This window comes from Oceanobacillus longus, from assembly GCF_042650085.1.
Lineage (GTDB): Bacteria > Bacillota > Bacilli > Bacillales > Amphibacillaceae > Oceanobacillus > Oceanobacillus longus.
Genome location: NZ_JBHSAO010000001.1, coordinates 140,821 through 163,984 on the forward strand (window position 1 = coordinate 140,821; position 23,164 = coordinate 163,984).

20 protein-coding genes are annotated in these 23,164 nt (G+C 35.8%); 14 read left to right on the forward strand and 6 right to left on the reverse strand.

The genetic code is table 11. The features are described from left to right. Window positions 1-33 precede the first annotated feature (33 nt). Entirely contained in the window at window positions 34-2,922 is a 2,889-nt protein-coding gene (locus ACFOUV_RS00630; RefSeq protein WP_379494834.1) for a DUF3427 domain-containing protein, read from the forward strand. Window positions 2,923-3,005: 83 nt separating this feature from the next. Here ACFOUV_RS00630 and ACFOUV_RS00635 read toward each other — a convergent pair whose 3' ends face one another. Together ACFOUV_RS00635 and ACFOUV_RS00640 are read right to left on the reverse strand one after the other, a co-directional pair. Beyond that, the gene (locus tag ACFOUV_RS00635; RefSeq protein ID WP_379494835.1) at window positions 3,006-5,348 is read right to left on the reverse strand and encodes a DEAD/DEAH box helicase family protein; all 2,343 of its coding nucleotides are present in this window, start codon (window positions 5,346-5,348) and stop codon (window positions 3,006-3,008) included. Further along, the gene (locus ACFOUV_RS00640) at window positions 5,348-5,671 is read right to left on the reverse strand and encodes a phosphoribosyl-ATP pyrophosphohydrolase (RefSeq protein WP_379494836.1); all 324 of its coding nucleotides are present in this window, start codon (window positions 5,669-5,671) and stop codon (window positions 5,348-5,350) included. Before ACFOUV_RS00640 ends, ACFOUV_RS00635 begins: the two co-directional genes overlap by 1 nt. Window positions 5,672-5,823: 152 nt before the next feature. Here ACFOUV_RS00640 and ACFOUV_RS00645 point away from each other — a divergent pair, with 152 nt between their 5' ends. The 10 genes from ACFOUV_RS00645 to ACFOUV_RS00690 all read left to right on the forward strand — a co-directional run bounded on the left by ACFOUV_RS00645 (window position 5,824) and on the right by ACFOUV_RS00690 (window position 14,962). Beyond that, window positions 5,824-6,549: a glycerol kinase gene (locus tag ACFOUV_RS00645; RefSeq protein ID WP_379494837.1), complete on the forward strand. Its 726-nt coding sequence runs from the start codon at window positions 5,824-5,826 to the stop codon at window positions 6,547-6,549. A 240-nt stretch (window positions 6,550-6,789) separates the two neighbouring features. Next, window positions 6,790-7,563: an NERD domain-containing protein gene (locus tag ACFOUV_RS00650; RefSeq protein WP_379494838.1), complete on the forward strand. Its 774-nt coding sequence runs from the start codon at window positions 6,790-6,792 to the stop codon at window positions 7,561-7,563. A gap of 195 nt (window positions 7,564-7,758) precedes the next feature. Beyond that, window positions 7,759-9,999, forward strand: coding sequence for an McrB family protein (locus ACFOUV_RS00655; RefSeq protein WP_379494839.1), 2,241 nt, complete (start codon window positions 7,759-7,761; stop codon window positions 9,997-9,999). Further along, the gene (locus ACFOUV_RS00660) at window positions 9,999-11,291 is read left to right on the forward strand and encodes an McrC family protein (RefSeq protein ID WP_379494840.1); all 1,293 of its coding nucleotides are present in this window, start codon (window positions 9,999-10,001) and stop codon (window positions 11,289-11,291) included. The genes ACFOUV_RS00655 and ACFOUV_RS00660 overlap by 1 nt, the downstream gene beginning before the upstream one ends. A 532-nt stretch (window positions 11,292-11,823) precedes the next feature. Further along, complete coding sequence (locus ACFOUV_RS00665) at window positions 11,824-12,390, forward strand: sigma-70 family RNA polymerase sigma factor (protein ID WP_379494841.1); 567 nt, start codon at window positions 11,824-11,826, stop codon at window positions 12,388-12,390. A gap of 152 nt (window positions 12,391-12,542) precedes the next feature. Next, a complete protein-coding gene (locus ACFOUV_RS00670; protein WP_379494842.1) occupies window positions 12,543-13,409 on the forward strand; it encodes a DnaD domain-containing protein in 867 nt (288 codons plus the stop codon). A gap of 494 nt (window positions 13,410-13,903) precedes the next feature. Beyond that, window positions 13,904-14,128 carry a DUF1659 domain-containing protein gene (locus tag ACFOUV_RS00675; RefSeq protein WP_379494843.1) on the forward strand — a complete coding sequence of 75 codons (225 nt, stop codon included), beginning with the start codon at window positions 13,904-13,906 and terminating at the stop codon, window positions 14,126-14,128. A gap of 39 nt (window positions 14,129-14,167) precedes the next feature. Next, window positions 14,168-14,383 (forward strand): DUF2922 domain-containing protein, encoded by a 216-nt coding sequence (locus ACFOUV_RS00680; protein ID WP_379494844.1) that lies wholly within the window; start codon window positions 14,168-14,170, stop codon window positions 14,381-14,383. A 95-nt stretch (window positions 14,384-14,478) separates the two neighbouring features. After that, the gene (locus ACFOUV_RS00685) at window positions 14,479-14,613 is read left to right on the forward strand and encodes a YvrJ family protein (RefSeq protein ID WP_379494845.1); all 135 of its coding nucleotides are present in this window, start codon (window positions 14,479-14,481) and stop codon (window positions 14,611-14,613) included. A gap of 178 nt (window positions 14,614-14,791) precedes the next feature. Continuing rightward, window positions 14,792-14,962, forward strand: coding sequence for a hypothetical protein (locus tag ACFOUV_RS00690; protein ID WP_379494846.1), 171 nt, complete (start codon window positions 14,792-14,794; stop codon window positions 14,960-14,962). Window positions 14,963-15,080: 118 nt separating this feature from the next. Here the strand turns inward: ACFOUV_RS00690 and ACFOUV_RS00695 are convergent, their stop codons facing one another. Both ACFOUV_RS00695 and ACFOUV_RS00700 read right to left on the reverse strand, forming a co-directional pair. Next, window positions 15,081-15,965, reverse strand: coding sequence for a fructose bisphosphate aldolase (locus tag ACFOUV_RS00695; protein ID WP_379495729.1), 885 nt, complete (start codon window positions 15,963-15,965; stop codon window positions 15,081-15,083). A gap of 561 nt (window positions 15,966-16,526) precedes the next feature. Next, window positions 16,527-16,634: a putative holin-like toxin gene (locus ACFOUV_RS00700; protein ID WP_379494847.1), complete on the reverse strand. Its 108-nt coding sequence runs from the start codon at window positions 16,632-16,634 to the stop codon at window positions 16,527-16,529. Window positions 16,635-16,985: 351 nt separating this feature from the next. Between ACFOUV_RS00700 and ACFOUV_RS00705 the strand changes: the two genes are divergently transcribed. Both ACFOUV_RS00705 and ACFOUV_RS00710 read left to right on the forward strand, forming a co-directional pair. Continuing rightward, on the forward strand, window positions 16,986-17,621 hold the full coding sequence (locus tag ACFOUV_RS00705) for a 2OG-Fe(II) oxygenase (RefSeq protein WP_379494848.1): 636 nt from the start codon (window positions 16,986-16,988) through the stop codon (window positions 17,619-17,621). Window positions 17,622-18,102: 481 nt separating this feature from the next. Next, window positions 18,103-20,010, forward strand: a complete 1,908-nt coding sequence (locus ACFOUV_RS00710) for a DUF2339 domain-containing protein (protein WP_379494849.1) — start codon at window positions 18,103-18,105, stop codon at window positions 20,008-20,010. 145 nt (window positions 20,011-20,155) lie between these two features. Here the strand turns inward: ACFOUV_RS00710 and ACFOUV_RS00715 are convergent, their stop codons facing one another. Beyond that, window positions 20,156-20,482, reverse strand: a complete 327-nt coding sequence (locus tag ACFOUV_RS00715; protein WP_379494850.1) for a phosphoribosyl-ATP pyrophosphohydrolase — start codon at window positions 20,480-20,482, stop codon at window positions 20,156-20,158. 321 nt (window positions 20,483-20,803) lie between these two features. On the opposite strand from ACFOUV_RS00715, the gene ACFOUV_RS00720 reads away from it, so the two are divergent. Beyond that, window positions 20,804-21,976, forward strand: coding sequence for a glycosyltransferase family 4 protein (locus ACFOUV_RS00720; protein ID WP_379494851.1), 1,173 nt, complete (start codon window positions 20,804-20,806; stop codon window positions 21,974-21,976). Window positions 21,977-22,202: 226 nt separating this feature from the next. On the opposite strand, the gene ACFOUV_RS00725 is transcribed toward ACFOUV_RS00720, so the two are convergent. Beyond that, the gene (locus tag ACFOUV_RS00725) at window positions 22,203-23,126 is read right to left on the reverse strand and encodes a LysR family transcriptional regulator (protein ID WP_379494852.1); all 924 of its coding nucleotides are present in this window, start codon (window positions 23,124-23,126) and stop codon (window positions 22,203-22,205) included. Between the last annotated feature and the right edge of the window lie 38 nt (window positions 23,127-23,164).

The following is a 23,164-nucleotide window of genomic DNA, read 5'->3' on the forward strand; positions in this document are numbered from 1 at the left end:
TAACCTATAAATTGGAAAAGATTGGTGGTTATTATGGAAGACTTTATCCAAGATTTACAGGATTCTTTACATAAGGGTTTTATTGACCAAACATACAACAAGACTAGCAGATATATTCCTGAATTATTAATAAATAATACAAGCCAGAATAAAAACGTATTAACAACACTTCTAGAAGAGCTTGATAGCTGTAATTCATTTCTGTTTTCAGTTGCATTTATTACAGAAAGTGGACTGGCAACCCTTAAATCGCATCTACTTGATTTGAATAGAAAGGGGATTAAAGGAAGAATATTAACATCTACCTTTCTTAATTTTAATCAACCAAAAGTATTTAAAGAATTAATGAAGATTACGAATGTTGAGGTCAGAATGACGGATATACCTGGATTTCATTCAAAAGGGTATATATTTGACCATAGTGACCATTATTCGTTAATTGTCGGAAGCTCTAACTTAACTGCCCACGCACTACAAGTCAATCATGAATGGAATGTTAAGCTTTCATCTCATGAAAATGGGGAAGTAATCAACCACTTCAAGTCACAATTTGAAGATGTTTGGAATGAGGCACATCCTTTAACAGATCAATGGATAAAAAATTACGAGGAAGTATATACGCCAGTGGACTTCAAAAAGGCAGAAAAGGTTATCGAATTACCTTCAAATTACAGTGTAAATCCGTTAGAAGAGGCTTTAGAAATTAAACCAAATAAAATGCAGATTGCTGCATTGGAACAAATCGAGTCGGTTCGTAATGCAGGAAATAATAAAGGATTGGTAATTTCTGCAACTGGGACAGGTAAAACTTTTCTTTCTGCATTTGATGTAAGAAGATTTACTCCCAAGAAAATGCTTTTTATCGTACATAGAGAGCAAATACTTCATAAGGCTAAATCTGACTTTCAACTCATTACGGGTGGTATAGACAAAGAATTTGGAATTTTATCAGGGTCTACCAAGGAGAAAGAAGCAAAATACTTATTTGCAACTATACAAACAATTTCAAAGCAGCATATGCTAGATCAATTTAATCCTGAAGAATTTGATTATATCCTGATCGATGAAGTTCATAAAGCCGGTGCTAAATCGTATTTGAGAGTAATAGATTATTTTAAACCAAAGTTTTTAATGGGAATGACAGCAACTCCGGAACGTACAGACGATTTTAATATATTTGAGCTATTTGATTACAACATCGCGTATGAAATTAGATTACAAGAAGCTCTCGAAGAAGATATGCTCTGTCCTTTTCATTACTTTGGGGTAACTGATTTAGAATACAATGGCGAGCTCATTGATGATGCAACCATTCTTTCTCATCTTGTTACAGAAGAACGTGTGAATCATATCATGGATAAAGTGAACTATTATAGCTATTCAGGTGAACATATAAAAGGATTAATGTTTTGTAGCCGAAAAGAAGAAGCTATTAAGTTATCAGAAGCTCTGAATAATAGGGGGTTAAGGACAGTAGCTTTAAACGGTGATCATTCACAGGAAGATAGAATGCATCAAGTAAATCGTCTGGAAAATGGAAGTCTGGATTACATTATAACTGTAGATATTTTTAATGAGGGTATCGATATACCGAGTATTAATCAAGTGGTTATGCTTCGTCAAACACAGTCAAGTATTATATTTATACAACAGCTAGGAAGAGGTCTAAGAAAACATAATTCAAAAGATTATGTTACTATCATTGATTTTATAGGTAACTACAAAAATAACTATTTAATTCCAGTAGCGCTCTCAGGAGACAAAACACAGAACAAAGATAATATTCGCAAGGCTACAGCAGAAACCAGTTATATCAAAGGTGTTTCCACAATTAATTTTGAAGAAATAGCTAAGAAGCAAATCTTTAAATCGATTAATAATAGTAACCTAACCGCTATGAAAGTTCTTAAAGATGCCTATATAGAATTAAAAAATAGAATAGGAAAAGTACCATATTTCTATGACTTTGTAGAAAACCATTCGATCGATCCAGTTGTTATTGCAGATAAATATAAGAACTATTATCAATTTCTGCTTAAGGTAAAGGAAGAAGTGCCAATACTTAATGCTTATGAGAATAGTGTGTTAACCATGTTTTCTTTAGAGATTCTATCAGGCAAGAGAAAGCACGAATTAATTTTGCTAGATCAATTAGTACAAAATGGAGAAGTTGCTTACAATGACTATTTACATCTTTTAGAAACATCAAATTGTTTAGTTAGCCAGGCAAACTTAAACTCAGTGCATCGTATAATGAATTTATCCTTCTTTACACAAACAGACCAAACAAAGTATGGCGTTGAGCCAATTGCTGAGTTGAATGATGAAAAGAATTATGCATTTAATAGTAGAATAAAAGAAAGCCTGGAAAAAAATAAGTACTTTAAGCATTTAGTTGAAGATGTGATTCGCACTGGAATGGAAAAAAGTAAAAAGTATGATGCTGACAAGTCTTTAACGCTATATGAGAAATACTCTCGAAAAGATTCTTGTAAGTTATTAAACTGGGACAATGATGAAAGTTCCACCATGTACGGCTATAAACCAAAACATCAAACATGTCCTGTATTTGTTACATATCATAAAAATAATGAAGTTGAAGCAAGTGTCGATTATGGAGATGAATTCATAAGTCCTCAATTATTTAAATGGTATACCAGAAGCAATAGAACCTTACAATCAAGCGAAGTCCAGAAGATTATTCATGCAGAGGAAAATAATCTAGATATTCATTTATTCGTGAAGAAAGATGATGATGAGGGAACCGGTTTTTATTATATGGGTGAAGTAAAACCAGATCAAGATACTGTTCAGCAGGACAAAATGGCAGATAATAAGCCAGTGGTACACATGAACATGGTCATGGAACAGCCGGTTGAAAGTATGCTTTATAACTATATTGTAAATGGACAGGAACTCTAGGAAGAACATGTAAAAAGCTCACTTCTTTTAAATAGAATTGAGCTTTTTATACATGAATTATTTTTTATAGGATGAATCCAATTTCAACTATGTTTAACTTTCCTCTCAAAATATACCTGCATCTTATACTCGCAAATCCCACCAGTCATCTCATGCAACACGTCTTGATCATCTTTTTCAACATCAAAATTCATCCCAAACTGACTATCCTTAAAATAAACAAGAGCATCCTTACCAACCCACTTTGTCATAGGCATATCAGCAATCAACTTAGCAACTTTAGCTTCATCATAGTTCCATAGTTTCTTCGTATTTTTATTCGAAAAGTCAGCATTTCTTCGATAGCTTTTTTCCATGTAAAACTGATGAAAATAGAGAGCGACTTCTTCTGGCGTTACGCTTTTCAGCCAATCACTCGGGCCTTTATCAAGTAAATACTGTAGAACAACCATCTTATAGGACTTAGACATTTGCTCCTTTTCTACTTTGATAAACCAGCGATAATGTTTCTGATAGACTTCAAATTCATGATCAGTCAGTTCGCCGTATTCATTCAAGAATGCATAGTAGCCACCAAACGCTTGACGATATTCTTTGGAGTTAGTCGTTCCATGAAGGTGAACTTCTTTATATGTTGGTCTTCTCCCTAAATACTCTTTGACTTTTAAGTAATCCAGATAAACTCCTTCTTTTCTTGAGCTCCGTTTCTTTCGCATTTCCTCCAAAAGATTGATTACCTCTGTTTCAAATTGAATTTCACACGTTGCAGGTACTACTGGAACAACGCTTTGATTTGTTTTTGGTTCATCAGCTTGATAGTCATTAAATACTTGAAGTTTTGTATCAGCGTTTCGATAATTCCCGATAAGATCAATAATGACACAGGTTTCTTTCCCTGCGTATTTTCTTAAGCCCCTGCCAATTTGCTGTGTAAATACAACGAGCGACTCCGTTGGTCTTGCGAAAAGTAATGTATCAACGGATGGGATATCTACACCTTCGTTAAATAAATCGACGGTGAATATAATATCAATCTCATTTGTCTCAAGCATACGTATCGCTTCAGACCGAGAAATATCTTTGGTTGCAGAAGTTACTGTAATCGATCTAACCCCTTGTTCATTGAAATAACCTGACAGAAATTCAGCCTGTTGAATCGATGAGGTGAATGCAAGCGTACGTGTTTGTTTATACTCATTCCATTTATCATAGATTTGCTTTGCTCGCTCATCTTGAAGCTGCTGAATTATCAATTCATGCTGATCATATTGTTTTCCGAGCCATTTGATTTGTGAGTAATCAATATTATCCTTAACACCATAATAATTAAAAGGTGTTAACCAGCCATGTTGAATTGCTTCAATTTCATATGCGACATTTCCATCACAAATAGCGAAAACATCCTGGCCGTCTGTTCTTTCGGGTGTCGCGGTTAAACCTAGTAGGAATCTCGGCTGAAAGTATTCAATAACCTTTTGGTAGCTTTTTGCTGCTGCATGGTGGAATTCATCAACTATTACCAAATCAAAATTCTCTGGATCAAATTGATGTAATTGTTCCTGGATGCTAAGAGTAAAAATAGATGCGAAAAGCATATCGTGGTTTGCATCTTTTTCCAAACCGTAATACAGCCCTCCAGATTTTTCAAGAACCTGTTCAAAGCTCTTCTTTGCCTGTTTTAGAATCTCCTCACGATGAGCAATGAATAAAATCTTATTGAATCGTTGTGCAAAAAATGCAGCCAAATAGGTTTTACCAAGACCAGTTGCCATTACTACCATCGCTTTGTTATAGTCCTCATTCATGGTGTCCTCTAACCCTTTTAATGCATCCAATTGTGCAGGTCGAGGTTCTAATTTTGTTATGTAAGGTATTGGTGTATCTATAACTTGCTGGGGTATTTCCTGGTCTTCACTATGTAAGGTCAGTTCTATTTCCTCACGTTTTGTCCATGTGGATATAAGATTTGTATCGTAAAAGGATTCAATGAATAGATCAATTGCCTGATTAAACGTATCTATAGAAGCATTACGCTGCATGCGTAGATTCCATTCCACACCGCTTGTTAATGCGGAGCGGGATAGATTAGAGGAGCCAACGATGATCGCACCTTCTTCTTGATGTTTGAAGATATATGTCTTTGGATGAAAGGAGATCCCGTTGCTGTGCCGCAGCCGAATTTCCAGGTTAGCTCCTTGCAAATCTAATAATCTTGTTAACGCTTTTGGCTGAGTTATATACAAATAATCTCCAGTTAATATTTTTACATCTGCACCTTTTGCCAGAGCATCTTGAAGGGCATCAAAAATTACCTCCACACCCGATTTCATAATGAATGATGTCATAATGTAGATGGTTGAGGAGTTTTGCATATCCTCTATTAGTTGTTTATGCAGATTAGATGTATGTATCGATATGTCAGCCATTAGTCTTCAACCTCAATTAAAAAGATTTTTTCGTCAAAGCCTCCTCGCTTCTCAGCTTTTTTAGCTCTGATTTTTTCCACTTCTTCGATAGAAGATCCATGAACATTTGTGAGGGCGTGCATTAATTCCAATACATCTGCTAGTTCTTCCAAAGCATCTTTTTGGGTTGCTGCCTGTTGGTATTCTTCCACTTCTTCATATAACTTTTTCTTAAGTTCCAGGATATAGCGATCATGGTTAAGTGTCTCTGTTTTTAAATCTTTACCAGAGTTTTTAATAATTTCCGGGATACGGTCACGTACGAGTTTGTTATATGTTGGCATGTGAACACTTCTTATTGTTGTTAGTTTTAGTTTATAGAAAATATAGTAGTCTAGCAAATGAGGTTGTTACTGTTAATTTTCTGTTAGGGTTGTCCGATAACAGATAAGAAGAACTATATAATTAGGATAATTTTGGAAAAAGGGGAATTGCCATGGCTATTAAAAATCAGGTAAAATATTTGTCAACTACTGCACTCTCTAAGGAACTAAAAATGGGTGTTAAAGATGTTTTTCAAGTCTTGCTAGATAACGATTATATTACAAGAGTTAATGAAAAATGGGAATTAACAGAAAATGGAAAACAAAGCGGAGGAATTACAAAGAAGCACCCTAAAATAGGAGAATACATAGCTTGGCAAGAGGATTTAAAAACAAATACCATGTTTAAAACCAGCAATGAAATCCTTCTAAATGCAACAGCATTAAGTGCTCATTTTGGAGTTTCTAAATTTAAAATGAATCCTATTTTATCTGAACTTGGATTTATACAAAAATCGGTAAAAGGATGGACGGTTACGAAACTTGGATTAAGTATTGGAGGAGAACAATTAGAATATGATAGAACTGGGGTGCCATATGTGAACTGGCCAGAAAGTATTCTAAAAAATAAAAGGTTATTGGAAACTATTCGTGAATTGGAAGGGAATGAACCTGTTGAACCAAAAAGAATATCTGAAGATCAAAACTCTCTAGGATTTCGTGAAAAATTTGTTGCAAAGCATAGAAGTGCTGATGGTCATTATGTACGTTCAAGAGCAGAAATGCTAATAGATAATTGGTTATACATGTCTGAGATCGCTCATGCATATGAAAGAAAGCTACCAATTGAAGAAGATGTTTATACAGATTTCTACTTACCAGTTGGAAAGTATACATAGAGTACTGGGGATTAGAAAATGATCCAAAATATGCTGAAAGAAAACAACGGAAATTAGAGATTTACCATAAATATGGATTTAATTTAATCGAATTACAGGATGCAGATATTCAGAATTTGGATGATATCCTGCCTAAGAAGTTGTTAAAGTTTGGAATACAGGCTTATTAGATTAAAATTGTAAGATTGGCGGCTTTATGATTTATAGTGTATTAAAATAATTAATGAATGGATGGGGAAATTGTCAGTAATCATTTATATAATTTTTATATTTCTATTTTTATTTTTAATTTACGTTAAGCTTAATTTTGCAAATATTAAAGGAAGTTATGGAGAGAAACGTGTTAACAATATACTAGGTCAATTGGATGAAAATGAATATAAAATCTATCATGATTTGTATATTCCAACAGATGGTAATAAAACAACACAAGTCGATCATGTCGTTACATCTTCGTACGGTATTTTTGTAATAGAAACTAAGCACTACAATGGATGGATTTTTGGTAATGAAAGAAATAGATACTGGACCCAGGTAATTTATAAGCGAAAAGAAAAACTATTTAATCCAATATGGCAAAATGCTGGTCATATAAAATCATTAGAAAATTACCTTGAGATAGATAAGCAATTGTTTGATTCGATTATTGCTTTTTCTAACCAATCCACCTTTAAATTCAAGGAAGACTTTACTCGTGCGAAAGTCATTCATTTTACAGAGTTACGTAGGACAATTAAAGAGAAGGAATCAAAAGTATTTAGTGATGAACAACTTCAGGCAATAAATAATAAGTTGAACAAGCTAATTATTACAAATAAAAAAGTAAAAAGACAAATAAGTAAAGAACATGTTAATACAGTAAAAACGGATGTACAGAAAAGCAAAGTGCCTTATTATGATAAGGCAAAATGCCCCAAGTGCCATTCTAATTTAATTAAAAGAAGAGGTAAGTATGGTGATTTTATGGGATGCAGTAATTATCCGAAATGTAGATTTACTAGGAAATTAAGTTGAGTGGCGGAGATTTTTTAGAACTATGTCTAAGTAACTTAAAAAAGATAAATTACAGTGTATTTGTTATTTAAATGGTATACATAAAAATGTACAACTATTCTTCTATACTAAAGTTGTAATATCATGTATATGATAACATTAGAGCACAAAGAGCTTGACATAACTCAACTATATTTGGAATAAGGAGCTAATCTAATGAACCGCATACAGCAAATAATAGATACATACAAAATGATCTCGCCAGAACGTCTATATAATGAAAACAGACAGCTTTTTGAAGAATACTATGAAAGTGCAAGTAATTTTCATAAAAACTATAAAGACAGAGTAAAGGATGCAAACTGGGATGAAGAGAAGAAAACCACCGTACTAAGAGTCATTGATATTATTCAAAGTCCGTCCGAAAAATTTGCTGATGATGATGTTACGGATTTGGACACTTTTACGGGAGTCATCAATTTAATCGTCAATACAAATAATTTCTTAAACAACTTCAAATCAAATCGATTGGATATTGTTTCATTATTCAATGAAATGAAAGAAGAAAACGATTATCAAGTGATTTTAAATCATTTCAAAATGCCTTCAACCTTGAAAGGTCATTTTGTCCATCTATTTTCGATTGTGAAAAATATCCAAGCACCGGATGAATTTCTTGTATCGTACAAATTTGAAAGAAGTATGAACAAGGTGATTTTAAATAAAACAGAAGATTATAATGATCTCTTGGAAACTTATCGACAATTTGAGGCAACGATGGAAATAAAATATTTATCCTTTTATACATACTGCGGGGTAATACGTCAATTGATTGAAAATGATGTAAATGAGCTGCAACCAGCATTAAGTAAGAAGGAACTAAGACAATTAGATAAAATATATCAGTTTAGTAGTCGTGCCAAAACATTAAAACTGGATTGTAACCTATTATCCTTCCAGTCTAAAGAGTCTGTCTCGAGCCTCGAGGAACAATGGAATACTGGATCCACAGTGGTAGCTGAAATGAAAACAGATGATATCAATATCAAGACACTAAAGACTATCGAAAATACAAAACTGTATATATGTGATCGTTCCACTGAAGAAGTAAAGTGGGTAGCCGATGTTGACGTGGTTTTATTGGATGAAAGTGAAGTGTCATTGCAACCAAGTGTAATAGAAATTGACCCTTCTAACACAAAAGGTGAAACGGTTTGGTTGAAAATCAGTAAATTAATGAAATTAACAACGAGCATCTTGTTGGACCAATTGGTTCCGGTACATCATAAGATTGATAAAGTAGCACATCAGGGACTTCATTTAATTTTTAAAACGGAATTAGGACTGTCGAATATTAAACCTAATCCAACTCAAGAAGAAGACGTGGTAGTAAATTACGATGAAGAGTTAATTTACAGTAACCCGAATATGATTCTTTACGGACCACCAGGGACTGGGAAAACGTATCAAGTTGCCACAAAAGCTATGGAAATCATTTACAATCTCTCTGCAGAAGATTTGGAAGATCAAATTGATATAAAGAAAATGTTCAAAAAGTACCAGCAGAAGGGACAAGTACGATTTGTAACTTTCCATCAATCTTATTCTTATGAAGACTTCAATGAAGGCCTCCGCTCGGATGATAAAGGCAAGTTCGTACCAACGGATGGCACGTTTAAAAGGGTAGTAATAGATGCATTGTTTGCTGGTCTTGAGAATAACGGTCAGGAAGTTGATTATAGCGAACGGAAAAGTCGGGTATTAGATGCACTGCAAAATGATGGTTCATTTAATTTTGACCGTGCGGATAAATTCGTAATGATTATTGATGAAATAAATCGTGCAAACATTTCTAAAGTTTTTGGCGAGTTGATTACATTAATTGAGGATGATAAACGATTAACAAAGGAAAACGAAACACGTGTAAACTTGCCGTATTCTGGAGAGACGTTTGTGTTGCCACCAAATCTTTGGATTATAGGAACAATGAATACAGCTGACCGTTCCGTAGCACTGTTGGATACCGCATTGCGCCGTCGCTTTGAATTTGAAGAAGTCATGCCAAAGCCTTCCTTACTATCTACAATTGATGATATTGATTTACCAACCATGCTGCACCGGATGAACCAACGAATCGAAATTCTGTATAGCAGGGATCACACGATTGGTCATGCATATTTCATTCATGTGGAAACGGTAGATGAAATAATCACGACATTGCAAAATAAGGTAATTCCTTTGCTGAAAGAATATTTCTATGATGACTGGGAAAAAATCGCTTTAGTTCTAGGTGGAGTAGGTAAGAGTGAACAAGATTCCTTTATTATTTATCAAGAGAAAGTAAATGTGGAAGCATTATTTAAACGTACCAGTGCCTACACCACGATGGATTTCCCAGCCAAATATCATATAAAATCCAATATCACGGTCGAAGATATAAAAGGGATCTATGAATAATGAAACAGATAATTATTAGAGAAGCTTATGATTGGCTTTATCTGCATGATGAGGAACCTAGGAGTCTCACTCAAGTAGAGTGGGAGCAACTCCTCCTTTTCCTGGAACAAGAATACAGAAATGAAAATATAGTGGAATATTCCAATAAGAAACTTCGATTTATCAATTTGGTGGGCGTTATCCAGTTGAAGACAGTCAGGATTGAGATACTTCCTAAAATAAATTTGATTGAACAAGACGATACACTTAATCGAAGAGCGTTACTTAATATGCTCGCAGTTACCAAGAAACTCCCGGTCGAATTAGGAGAACAAACGCTCAGTAAGTTTGAAAAAGTAGATTTGATCCACATATTGGCCCAATTGTATATCAAAGAACTGAGTAAAACGTTACACAGAGGAATCTACAGAGAGTATCGTTTGAAAGAGGAGAACATTCCAACGCTAAAAGGTCGATTGCTGGTCTCCGATCATATCCGTAGAAATGCCTTTGGTTCGGTAAATGCATACTGTGAATTTGATGATTTGACTCCTAATATTTATGTGAATCAAGTGTTAAAAGCAGCTTTAAAGAAACTATTTCCATACGTGAAGCAAATCTCTTTAAAAACAGATATGTTAAAAGGGCTTGCATTATTGGAAGATGTCCAAGATGTCTTATTTGATTCTACGACAATTGGGCAGTACGAACTCAATCGTCAAAATACACATTATGATAGCTCCATTCAATTAGCACATGCTATCTTACAATCGAATTCAATGACTAGTGGTAAGGACAATCAAATTGCTTTCTCCTTTTTGTTTAAGATGAACGATTTATATGAGGGGTATATTGGAGAAGTAATGAAAATGATTATACATGGAACTTCTTATGAGGTATGGTCCCAACATGCTGAGAAAAGATTGCTGGAAAACATCCATTCAGGCAGGGAAAATATATTGCTGAAGCCAGATTTTGTTATATCGGATAAAGATTCCATTCCTAGGACAATCATAGATACCAAATGGAAAAGCGTTGTAGTCAATACACGTTTCAATTATAAGCAAGGTGATATTTATCAAATGTACGCTTATGTTACAGCGTATAAAACAGCAGAGAAGTGTATTCTGTTATATCCAAGAACGGATGAAGATAAATTATTGCCTAAGTGGCTGGTACCAGACAGTCATCCGGAAAAATATATTGAAGTGCATCAAGTTCGGTTGGATAATTTGCAGGCTACGGTAGAGGATGTCCGTATGTTGTTATCGGATATTTTTACTGATTCGGTGGAGACGAGTGTGGTTCAATGATTAAGTAGTGGTAAGTATGATTGGTGCCTGTTCCTCACTGCTTTGCATTTCAGAGTGATGGGGATTGATAAATTAAAACTCGCTATTGATCTTGAAGGAAAACAGCAAGGTTAGTAAGAGACTAGGATTTTTAAAAAGTTTCATTAAAGATTTCAAGTGCCTGTCCAACACCTCTTTAATACTGTAAAGTGGTGAGGGACTGACACCATTTACTACTGCACAAGTGCCTCTATTTCTCTTCAATATCAATATGTCTATAAAGAAAAATCTACCATATCTAAAATGTTTATCTGGTACGTGTATACGTACCAACTTTTAAAATAAAAAATAGCTAACTTGCAAACCCCCTCCGAAAATTGATTTTTAGGAGGGAGTTTTTTGTGTATTTCTCCATTTTCCCCTAGAGAAAATTCAATTTTACAATCAAAAATGGCAAGTTAGGCTAGATGCAGATTTTTTGATTTTATGTAGAATAAATCTATGACCTTACTAACTTGAAAAACAAATTATTAATAAGAAAGGGAGTAATCAAATGAAGAAGGACAACGATCAAACGTTTGAGGAAATCTTCAAGCAGAATGAACGAAGGATCTATTACCAGATGCAGCGATTAGGAATCAAGGATCCGTCAAGGGAATTTTATACGGAAGGACTATACGCTATGTGGATGGCCTACAAGAAATATCAACCAGACAAAGGACCTCTTGCAACTTACTTCAATTACACCATCCGCAACCGATTAATCGACTTGCTACGAAAGAAAGCATCAACCCTCGAAGTAGAAGAGAAAAATCGCAAAGAAGCAGTAACACAATTAACGGAAGGAAATTATATCCGCAACAGTCATACTCCCTATCCGCTTCCAAATGTCCCCGATATTCTACTTGAAGACCCAATTCAATGGAGGAAGCTTAAATCACAATTAACCGAGAATCAGTGGAAGTGGATCTATTTTCATATCTTAGGAGACATGTCAGTGAAGGACATCGCCATTCAAGAAAATACGACCGTAGAAGCTGTAAAGAGTTGGGGAAAACAAGTGAGGAAGAAACTGAAGAGAATGAGTGAGGTTGGTTCTTTTAACTTCTTTATGGACTGATGTTGTCCAAGGCTCTGCACTGTGTTCCTCGAATTTTGTTAAGAGTTACTAGAATTACAGAGGCTGTTAGGAGGATGCTAGCAATTCTTTTTGTATTTTCTAACAGCCTTGCATCCGTATAAAAAGTTTCCTAATTTGAAAGGGTGGAATCAATGAATTACATAAAACAAGTTAATGCATTTTATACTCATTTGGAGACGAACCCGCTGTCAGCTGCAGCGGCGAACCTTTGGCATGTGTTGATGCATGTTAATAATCGAGCAGGCTGGAAGGAGGAATTTACGGTTTCGATGTCGGTACTCTGTTGTAAAGCAAATTTATCTGAAAGCACATTTAAACGAGCACGGACGGAATTGCGGGAGAAGGGATATATTTGTGTGAAGTCACGAGGCGGAAATCAAGCAGCGGCATATCAGATTGTTTCATTAGATGGAATGATGAATCAGGGGAATGGGATTGATGAGATGGACGAAAGCATGGGCGGAAGTGTGGACTATAGTGTGAACTACAAGATGGACTGCAATATGAACCGCAATGTTGACCCATTAATTAAACAAAACAAAACGAAACAAAACCATACAACAAACACAACAGACGCGATTCGATTTTTCCAGGAAAATTTCGGTGTGGTGAGTCCGTATGTGGCAGAGGATATGATTCATTGGATTAATGACTTAGGTGAATCGTTAGTTCAGTATGCCATGAAACGAGCGTTAGAACGTGGAAGTTCAAACTGGGGGTATGTAAAAGCAATCCTTGATTCATGGGCAAAGAAGGGCATTCGGAACTTGGACGATGCTAAGGCCGAGGAAGCGGCATATCGGCGTCGTCGCGAGCAGAAAGCGACATGTAGGCCAGGTGGCTTTCACTCTGGTGGTCAGGTTGTTGCGGAGATTGTGCCGGATTGGTTTAGGCAGGGCGGTCATAATGTGCAGAAGCGTGAAGATCGGGAAAAGAAGAATGTGGAAGAGGAGATGGCGGAGATAGGAAGGAGGTTGAAGGAGTTTGCGAATGCGTAATGGGTTTGCTCTCTTTGAAACTGACAATTGAATATTTCTATAACTACAATCGATACGAGATTGAAAGAGGGGGCATTTTTAAGCAAATAAATTTTTATATTTTTTAATGCCACCAAACGCAATGTCGTTATCGATTGTGGTTGTGAAGGTATCTAAAAAGCAAAGCTTTTTAGACGGGGAGAGGACCTAGTTAGATACAAGTGAATGACAATATCATTTTAATAATTACAAAATGAAAATATACGTTTGCTTAGAGGTTATAAAACAGAACTATTCTGCCGTTAGATTAAAAGAGTTCAAATCATATAGGGATGATACGACTACTTTGTGATACTTATATAAGTAAAAATAGTGAATGATGTAATGAAAGTCTGTCCCAAAGTGCTTGAACATCTCGCCTAATATGGCAATTAAATTATTTAAAAAATTTCTCCACTTCACACCCCCTAATCCAATTTCATTTCGATTGTAATTGTGAAAGGGAGGTGAGAAACATGGCAGTAGCAGATATGACAAAATCCACATTACAGTTGGTACTTCAAGATGGGATTGATTCCGAATCAGGTTCACCAATTTTTAAGTCCAAAAGCTTCAACAACGTCAAGACCGATACAACGGCAGATCAGCTTTACGCAATTGCAACAGCTTTAGTAGAACTACAAGAACGTGCCCTTTACAACATTAATCGTAAGGACACAGCGGATATTCGGGAGGCGTAGTAAATTTTGAATTCAATTAAATAGAAAGGAGTTGTAACCATGAAAAAACTTGAAATGAAGTTTACAAATCAAGACGGCAAAATTGTAACGTATTCATTAGACAAGCCTATTGAACCTGTCAATGTCGCATCTGTACATGCAGCGATGGATGAGATCATTGCACAGAATGCTTTTACTTCTACTGGTGGCGATCTTATTGAGAAGAAAAGTGCTCGCTTGGTTGAGAATATTGTGGAAGATATTGAATTAGGTTAATTAAATTAGAGGGCTTCGGGGATAATGGAGCTTCATTAAAAAAACATGACTAGTGGCTTTGCCTCTGGTCATGTTTTGATAAGGAGGGAATTTACATGGAAACCTGGATACCATTCATGACTGAAGTCGGCTTTCCAATTGCGGTTACATTTTACTTACTACACCGTGTTGAGGGAAAGCTTAATCAATTGATTGAATCGATTCATGCGTTGCCAGGAAAAATGAAATGATAGAAAAGAGAGGCTTCAAGTGCCAGTATTAAAGTGCCTGTCGCCTATTACGTTAATGTGATAGAGCGTTGGGGGAAAACAGTCACAAGTGTGAGCATATATGCTTTTAACTGAAAAGGATTCCACGTATATTTTCATTTCCTCTTCTCATACTAAAGAAAAAGAGGAGTGAAATCACATGGCAAAAAGAACAAAGAAAAATGATCCACAACAAAAAAATAAGCAGGGTTTTGATTCCAGCAAACGAGATTCTGAGTTCTCAAAAGAAATTGGTAGTGGCAGTGCAAAGGCAAATCAAGCACATAAAAATAAAGCGAAAAAAGCTAGAGCTGATAATCGAGAAATATAACTGTAGTAAGAAAGTGCCCCCACTGCTTTAGTGGGGGCACTTTCTAGTCTAAGACCTCTTGCTGACTGATAGGAAACGTTGGAGTATTGGGACAAGGAACTCTCTCTATGACTCTATTCTAAACAGATGCCTCATAAATTGACTTCACAGCTTTTTCCAGTGCTGCATGAAACGTTTCATTGGTTTGGTTGACATTGAGATCCTGGCTTAACGCTCTAGAGAAGCTGGCGATGAGACCATCATTTGCTTTTAGTTTTTCATTTGCCACGTCTGTGGAATATCCGCCAGAAAGTGCCACGACACGAACTACCATTGAATGATGGATTAACTCCTTATACAAATTCTTCCTTGTAGGAATTGTTAATTTTAACATCACATACTCATCATTATTTAAGTTATCGAGATGACGAAGAATCTCCGCTTTTAGAATTTCTTCGCATTTTTCCTTTTCTGGGCTATTAATATCAACTTCTGGTTCAATAATTGGGACCAAACCAGCAGCAATAATTTGTTTTCCGATTTCAAATTGCTGATCAACGACAGCCTTGATGCTTTCCGGTTTGGCTTCTTTAATAACGGAGCGCATTTTCGTACCAAATATATGACGTTCATTCGCACGCTTCAATGTTTTTTCTAGGTTTGTGATTGGTTTCATCAGCTGCACGCCATCTTTTTCCTCTGCAAGACCTTTATCCACTTTTAAAAAAGGTACAATACCTTTCTTCTCAGCCAAATAATCGCCTGTGTACATTCCCTCAATTTGTCGATCCATCGTTTGTTCAAATAAAATGGCTCCGAGGATGTGATTGGGATCAAATGCAGGCGAGGTGATTATCCGTGTCCTCATTTCGTGAACCAAATCAAACATTTCCTCTTCATTGGAGTACGCTTCATCTGTAACACCGTAAGCAGCAAGTGCTTTTGGTGTGCTGCCACCACTTTGATCGAGCGCTGCGATAAACCCTTTTCCGTTTTTGATCTTTTCAAATTGATTTTGCTTCATCATTTCCACACTCCTCTTGTAATCATTTTATCTTTATAATCAAATTGTAACTATAATTGGAATAATGTTATAGTTATATGCATTGAATTGTAGTATGACGAAATAAAATAGGACTATTATCAATGAAACGGAGGGACAGATCCATGTCTCTGCAGATTTAGGTATCTGGAATCCCAACCTTAGGTGGGAGAATACTAAAAAGACTGATGGAGAAAATGAAGAAGTGGCGTATTGAAAATTAATTGTCTTACCATTCTCGGTGGGGTAGGAGTATTAAAGTGCCTAGTAAATTCAGTTTGCCTATTTGCTAGATATCGAGCGTGCAGAACCTTCCATTATGGCAGAATGGCTCTTCGCTGAAAACGATTGTCGGTTGAGGTGGCAGTTATATGTATCCAATAAATTGACAGTATAATGAAATAAATTTATACTATAATAAGAATAAGGTACTGAGTAGCTGTAACTACTCAGTACCGGCAACTACAAACCGCATAATGAGCGGTTGACCAAGTTAATGATGTTGTTCATAGAAGTAATCGCCATCTTAGTCAGAGTGGGCGGTTACTTCTTTTTGTATAGAAAAACGACAATAGATACAATAAAAGAAAGAACCGCTATTAGTATGAGACTAAATTGCGCTACTAGATTTAATGCTTCGTATGTCGTCATCTTACCACCTCCCCTCTACAGGAAGATGGTCAACCGCCCACTAAAATAACCAGGGGTAATCCATTTCGAGGGACGGGGGGACGTGAAACATTCCCTCGTTCCTGTGAAATTTCATCTTGTTTCACAAAAAGTAAAGTCTGGGAATAATCACAATATCCTAAATCTCCATTTGCCGGATTATGTAAGTAGGGAAGAATTAAGAGAAGCGTATTTTGGAAAAAGAATAAATCTTTCGAAATGTACCTTAATTTACTAAAAAGACGGAAAATTGCAGTATAATAATATAAGAACGGCAGATTCGGATACAAAAGCCCTCTTCTGGAATTTAAATATTGAAGGAGTCGATGTACGTTGACAAAGGTAAAGGAACAAACCATTTTTCATCATGTCGGAAATCGATTTCAAACAGAGGATAGAGAGATTCATATCGTTGCCCGTCTGGAAGAACCGCTCGTGGTAGTGTTAGAGAATGTTTTGAGCGATGAAGAGTGCGACGAATTAATTCGATTATCAAAAGATAACATGCATCGTTCAAAAATCGGAGATGTTCGGGAAGTGAATGACATTCGAACAAGCAGCGGCATGTTTTTTGATGAAGAACATGACATTCTGAAGCCCATTGAAAAACGGGTAGCAAGCATTATGAACATCCCTGTCGAACACGCAGAAGGGCTTCAAATTCTGAACTATACGCCCGGACAGGAGTACAAAGCTCATTATGATTATTTTCAAGCTGCAAGCAAAGCTTCCAAAAATAATCGAATCAGCACGCTGGTCATGTACTTAAATGATGTCGATCAAGGCGGAGAAACCCTTTTTCCGGAACTTGGTTTTTACGTTTCCCCGAAGAAAGGAATGGCGGTGTACTTTGAATACTTCTATACCGATCAACGCCTAAATGAACAAACCTTACACGCCGGTGCACCTGTCATCGCTGGAGAGAAATGGGTAGCCACACAATGGATGAGAAAACAAAAAGTGAGATAGTTAAGAATTAATTGAACAGAAAAGAGACTTGAGTAATCAAGCCTCTTTTTAAAATGTACAAGCTTAACCCATGGTAATGCCGCCATCAACAACCACTTCATAAGCGATTGTACGATAAAAGAATAAGAAGTATATAGAATTAGTGTGATTTGGTAAATGGGGGATTTTACTTAACATGAAATCCGTCGTTTCCTGGGTTTGAGTTAATTCCACTCGAATCTCTAACCAAACTTATTTTCCAACTGTTCGGAATCAGTAGAGTTTTTACTGATGAAAAATCTTGTATATTAGTGACTGGTGTTTCATAATTTGGACAGTGGGGAGCTCAACCTTGTCTCGTCATCTAGAGAAGCTGGAACGTGACTGTCCCTCGTCCCCAACAAAATATGACTTTTATTCGTACGCTTTAAATTCAAATGCCTATCCCCATCGCTTTAATACTGTAAAGAAGAGGGGGACAGGAACCGTCAGGAGGTAGCCCATGGAAGATGAAAAAGTTATTAAGCTGGAGCAGAGAATCAGGAAACTTGAGATGGATGTTCAATCACTTAAAGAGCAACGTTTGGCTGAGAAAGAATCAATCAAGCCGAAGCAAGAGCAAAGAACAGAGGATACGCTCCATACAACTGAATATAAGCAACAAATCGGAAAGCCAAGAACCACCAAACCTGCCAAACCTTTTGAAATACCGAAGAAAACTGCAATGGATCCCAGAAAGGAGCCGGTTGATTGGGAGAATCTGATTGGAAGGGTCTGGCTGCCAAGAATTTTTATTTTCATTCTATTATTAGGAGTTATTTGGGGATTTAAAGTAGCGGTCGATGCAGGAATATTAAACGAGACGAATCGGGTTATTACTGGTTTTCTTGCTGCAATTTTATTTTTATACATCGGCGAGAAACAAATCAAGCGCGATCATCATGCATTAGGAAAAGTGCTTGTATCCGGTTCAGTTGCGATTCTTCTGTTGTCAACGTTTGCGATGCACATTTTATATGGTATGATTCCAGCCGGATTTGCCTTTTTCCTGAATGTTCTCTGGGTTGCCATGGGAATTTATTTAGTCCACCGCCATAAATCAGAGGCAATGGGGATCATGATGACGGTATTTGGCTATTTAATCCCATTTCTCGTCCAGGGAGCGACAGATACAAATGAGATTTTTCTTGTGATTGGCTATGAACTGCTTTTCTATATTGCATTATTAATTTTCGCCGTTCGCATGCAATATAAGAAGCTTTTCTATATTGCTGCAGTACTGCTTCATTTTGTCTTTCTAACATTGTCCGTATCTGCTTTCCAATATGATTCGATTGTTTTCGTATGGATGGCAGTCGGTATGATGCTGCAGCATGAATTGATCTTTGGCACCCTCTATTTTAAAAAGATGAATAATCGAGGAACATTTCCTGTTCTGTTTACTAGTTTTATAGCCACATTGCTATGGACAAAAGGCGGTTTTGATGCCATCGATCAGGATCTGTATTATCTGCTCTATCTTGTTGTTGCTACCATTCGATATGGCGCCGTTGCCTATTCTTCCCATCTGCGGAAAAGGGAAGAATTATTTCCGCTGTCCATTGTCCTAGCAACAATTGGTCTGTCTTGTATCATTTTTGAAGGCTTGAATAATCAGGATATGGCTTTTTCCATGTATTTGATTGTAGGTTTATTCGCTACGTATATTGGATACTATTTCCATGTTTTCGCACAAAGGTTTATTGGACTGATCATTTATTTTTTAACTGCATTCATGGTTGTTGCGGATCCGCTGTATGACCTTTGGAGTTGGGATTTATTCAACATGCTTTTATTGATTGGAACGCTTTATGCCATGCATATTCTCTTAAAACCGTTTGTAGAAAATCATGTGCAGCAAATATTGACAGGTGTCCTGCTTGCTGCACATGTCCTGTTTTTAATGAAAATACCAATCCTCTATCAGGCGATCAGTTTGGAAACCTTATTATGGATTGGGGTGATTATTTCTTTATATATTCTGTATCAATTGGTACGGACAGAAATCAATCGCTACTTTCATATGGCAGTGGTAGCAGTACACGTAACGATTCATTTGACCTTTATCACAAAACTTATTATAGCACTGACTGTCAATCAATCAGTGAGTATTGAAGTGATGTCCATATCGATTGGCTGGGCTCTCTATGCAACAGGCTGTTTGATTGCAGGATTTGTCTATCAGAAGAAATCTGTCCGCCTTTTGGGGATTGGTCTACTTTTCCTGACACTTGTTAAGCTTGTATTTATCGACCTGGCTTTCCTTGACCTCATTGTCCGTGCTGGGTTATTTATGGGTATTGGTGTATTGGGTATCGTTTTATCCCGCTTGTTTTATATCAAAGATACCGGAACAGAGAAAGAGGAATAATTTAGGTCACTTAGCCCACTCAATATAGGGGGTAAATTTTTGGGAATGTTTCTATGGCCAAATATTTGGGTTCCTGTTTAATTCTTAGATAATAATAAAAGAGATTCCATTAATTACAGCGGAATCTCTTTTACCAAATAATCTCTTAATCTTCAACCTCAACAAGAAAGACTTTCTCCTCATATCCGCCACGTTTCTCAGCCTTATCAGATCGAATTTTTTCTAATTCTTCCATGGATGAGTCATGAACATCTTTCACTAGCGTATGGATTAATTCTAATAGATCAGCCAGCTCTTCCAGTGCATCTTCTTTGGTTGCTGCCTGTTGGTATTCTTCTACTTCTTCCATTACCTTTTTCTTCAGCTCCAAAATATAACGGTCATGATTAAGTGTATCAGTCTTACAAGATTTACCGGAATTTTCAATGATTTGCGGGATACGGTCACGTACGAGTTTATTATAGGTTGGCATAGGAACACTCCTTTTCGTTGATAGTTTACTGTTTCACTTTTGCTATTGAGATAAACATGGATAGAGGAAGAGATTGTTCTTCCTATCACTTTTACATGATAGATTATCAAAAGGGTGGTTGACTGGTAATAGAATAAGAAGAGGTGCTAAAAAAATAGGGAATTTAGGAAGAAAGGGGATATTCTTGGCATTAAGAATAAGATAAAATATTAGTCGATTTTGTACATTGTAAACTTATTTTATCCTTATCTTAAGGAAAATTTAATTATTTTTTAGTATAATAAATTAAATTCAAACTTTTCCGTAAAAGGGAGGAACAGAATGAAGATTCTAATTACAACGGAATGCTATTCTCCAGTAATTAATGGGGTAGTAACTTCTGTTGTTAATTTACATCAAGAATTAATTAATCTTGGACATGAGGTACGAATACTGACATTATCAGGAAAGTTACGTTCGTTTGAGAAGGACGGTGTAACCTATATAGGATCTTTAGGAATTGGTAAAATCTATCCAGGTGCAAGAGTAGCATTAACTACTGAAAATGTATATCTTAAGACTATAGTTGAATGGGAGCCGGACATTATCCATTCACAAAGTGAATTCAGTACCTTTCAAATGGCTAGGCATATGGCCAAAAAGCTTCATATTCCAATTGTACATACATATCACACCATATACGAGGATTATACGCATTATTTCTCACCGAATAAAAAATGGGGAAAGGCAATGGCGGCCCGGTTTACTAAAACCATCCTAAAGCATACCGAGTGTGTGATTGCCCCTACGGACAAAGTGCGGTGTTTGTTAGAAGATTATGGTGTTAACCAAAAGATCCAAGTTGTACCTACTGGAATTAATTTGGAATTATATGTAAAAGAAGTAGAAAACACCAAGAAACAACAACTGCGAGACAGGATTGGTATTCCTCGTAATCATAAAGTGCTTCTATCTGTTGGGCGATTAGCAAAGGAAAAAAATCTGGAAGAGATAATACTTTTTCTTTCAACATTACAAACGGGCAATTTTACCTTGTTAATTGTTGGAGATGGTCCGCATCGCAGTTTTCTAGAAAAGTATGTTGGTGAATTAGGCCTTTCGAAAAAAGTGATTTTCATAGGGATGGTACTTCCTGAAGAAATATCCGCATTTTACCAATTAGGAGATGTCTTTGTTAGTGCTTCCAATAGTGAAACCCAAGGATTAACGTATTTAGAAGCAATGGCAAATGGGACTCCTGCACTTTGCCGAAAGGACGCTTGTTTGGAAAAAGTGATTGTCAGTGGGGTTAATGGATGGCAGTTTTCTTCATACGAAGAATTTGTGAAAGGATTGGAATCGTTACTAAAGTACAGGGATCTTATCAGCCAAAATGCTAGATTAGATGTCATTTCTAACTATTCTTCAGCTGTTTTCGTAAAAAGGGTTGAGAAGATTTATCGAAATGCAATTCAACAGTACAGCTTGAAAGAGAATGAACTACTTCCTCAGTAAAGGAGAAATAAACGAAAAGTAGAGGTAAGCCCATGCAACCGCAATAGGATTTAAATGCCAGTCCCCCATTACTAGCTTAAAGCGGTGGGGGACTGGTACTTTAAGTTATATTTCTTACGCTCGCATACCATAATTCCTACAATTAAACTGAGTTCACTAATCCCCTTGCCACGAGACCTTTATAGGCTTTCCTTACGACTGTCCAGCAAACTTAATACATCATCAATTAATGATTATAACTTTTTATATTAATTTTCATCACTTCATTTACAAATAACTCAACAGAAGGATTTTGAATGTTTTTATTCCAAGCAATACCAATATCAAAATTTAATAAATCACTTTTTAGTGAGTCCGTTTTAATAGGCAATGTAATAATTTGATTATCATGATTAAAATAATCAAATATTGAATTGGGTAAAATAGAAATCCCTATATTCGATTTAACCATCATTAGTAAATGTTCGAAATTATCAGGTTCATTAACTATGATAGGATTTAAACCATTTTCATTACAAAGTTTGATAATGCTGTTATTTGCATACGAAGCACTTTCCTCAGATAATATGATAAAATTTTCGTTCTTAAGTTCTGAAAGGTTTACAAATTTTTCAGAACTTAATCTATGATTTTTATGGCAATAGATTACAAAAGAATCACTGTAAATACTTTTGAAAATAAGGTTTGGATATTTTTCAATTATCATAGAAAGCGAAAAAATAATATCTAAATTATCATTAATTAAAGAATTAATTAATGGCCCTTGATAATATTGTTTAGAAATCAAATTAATATCAGGGTATTTTTCATGAAAATTTTGCAACAGATCGGGTAAAAATTTAAATTCAGCCGGTCCTAAATAACCTAATCTCAAGGTTTTTTTATAGCTTGAACTTATGTCTTCAATTTTCTTCACCGCTTCTTCAATTTTAGTTATAATTTCTAGCGCATCTTTATAAAAAGTTTGACCAACAGATGTTAATTTTACAGTTCTTTTATTTCTTTCTAATAAAACGACGCCTAATTCATCTTCTAAAGCTGCAATTTTTTTACTTACAGCTGCTTGACTTACAAACAATTTTTTTGAAGCGTTAGTAAAGTTCAATTCTTTTGCGACTTCAATGAAGTATCTAATTTGGATTATATCCATATCTATCATCCTTTTTAAGTTTTTTGTTATTACAGATA

Bases quoted from the DNA above. Each gene is read 5' to 3' on its own strand.
- ACFOUV_RS00660 (WP_379494840.1), top strand. From the start codon at position 9,999: ATGAAACAGATAATTATTAGAGAAGCTTATGATTGGCTTTATCTGCAT.
- ACFOUV_RS00725 (WP_379494852.1), bottom strand. From the start codon at position 23,126: ATGGATATAATCCAAATTAGATACTTCATTGAAGTCGCAAAAGAATTG.
- ACFOUV_RS00665 (WP_379494841.1), top strand. From the start codon at position 11,824: ATGAAGAAGGACAACGATCAAACGTTTGAGGAAATCTTCAAGCAGAAT.
- ACFOUV_RS00720 (WP_379494851.1), top strand. From the start codon at position 20,804: ATGAAGATTCTAATTACAACGGAATGCTATTCTCCAGTAATTAATGGG.
- ACFOUV_RS00670 (WP_379494842.1), top strand. From the start codon at position 12,543: ATGAATTACATAAAACAAGTTAATGCATTTTATACTCATTTGGAGACG.
- ACFOUV_RS00655 (WP_379494839.1), top strand. From the start codon at position 7,759: ATGAACCGCATACAGCAAATAATAGATACATACAAAATGATCTCGCCA.
- ACFOUV_RS00710 (WP_379494849.1), top strand. From the start codon at position 18,103: ATGGAAGATGAAAAAGTTATTAAGCTGGAGCAGAGAATCAGGAAACTT.
- ACFOUV_RS00640 (WP_379494836.1), bottom strand. From the start codon at position 5,671: ATGCCAACATATAACAAACTCGTACGTGACCGTATCCCGGAAATTATT.
- ACFOUV_RS00675 (WP_379494843.1), top strand. From the start codon at position 13,904: ATGGCAGTAGCAGATATGACAAAATCCACATTACAGTTGGTACTTCAA.
- ACFOUV_RS00635 (WP_379494835.1), bottom strand. From the start codon at position 5,348: ATGGCTGACATATCGATACATACATCTAATCTGCATAAACAACTAATA.
- ACFOUV_RS00680 (WP_379494844.1), top strand. From the start codon at position 14,168: ATGAAAAAACTTGAAATGAAGTTTACAAATCAAGACGGCAAAATTGTA.
- ACFOUV_RS00645 (WP_379494837.1), top strand. From the start codon at position 5,824: ATGGCTATTAAAAATCAGGTAAAATATTTGTCAACTACTGCACTCTCT.
- ACFOUV_RS00630 (WP_379494834.1), top strand. From the start codon at position 34: ATGGAAGACTTTATCCAAGATTTACAGGATTCTTTACATAAGGGTTTT.
- ACFOUV_RS00690 (WP_379494846.1), top strand. From the start codon at position 14,792: ATGGCAAAAAGAACAAAGAAAAATGATCCACAACAAAAAAATAAGCAG.
- ACFOUV_RS00685 (WP_379494845.1), top strand. From the start codon at position 14,479: ATGGAAACCTGGATACCATTCATGACTGAAGTCGGCTTTCCAATTGCG.
- ACFOUV_RS00715 (WP_379494850.1), bottom strand. From the start codon at position 20,482: ATGCCAACCTATAATAAACTCGTACGTGACCGTATCCCGCAAATCATT.
- ACFOUV_RS00700 (WP_379494847.1), bottom strand. From the start codon at position 16,634: ATGACGACATACGAAGCATTAAATCTAGTAGCGCAATTTAGTCTCATA.
- ACFOUV_RS00695 (WP_379495729.1), bottom strand. From the start codon at position 15,965: ATGAAGCAAAATCAATTTGAAAAGATCAAAAACGGAAAAGGGTTTATC.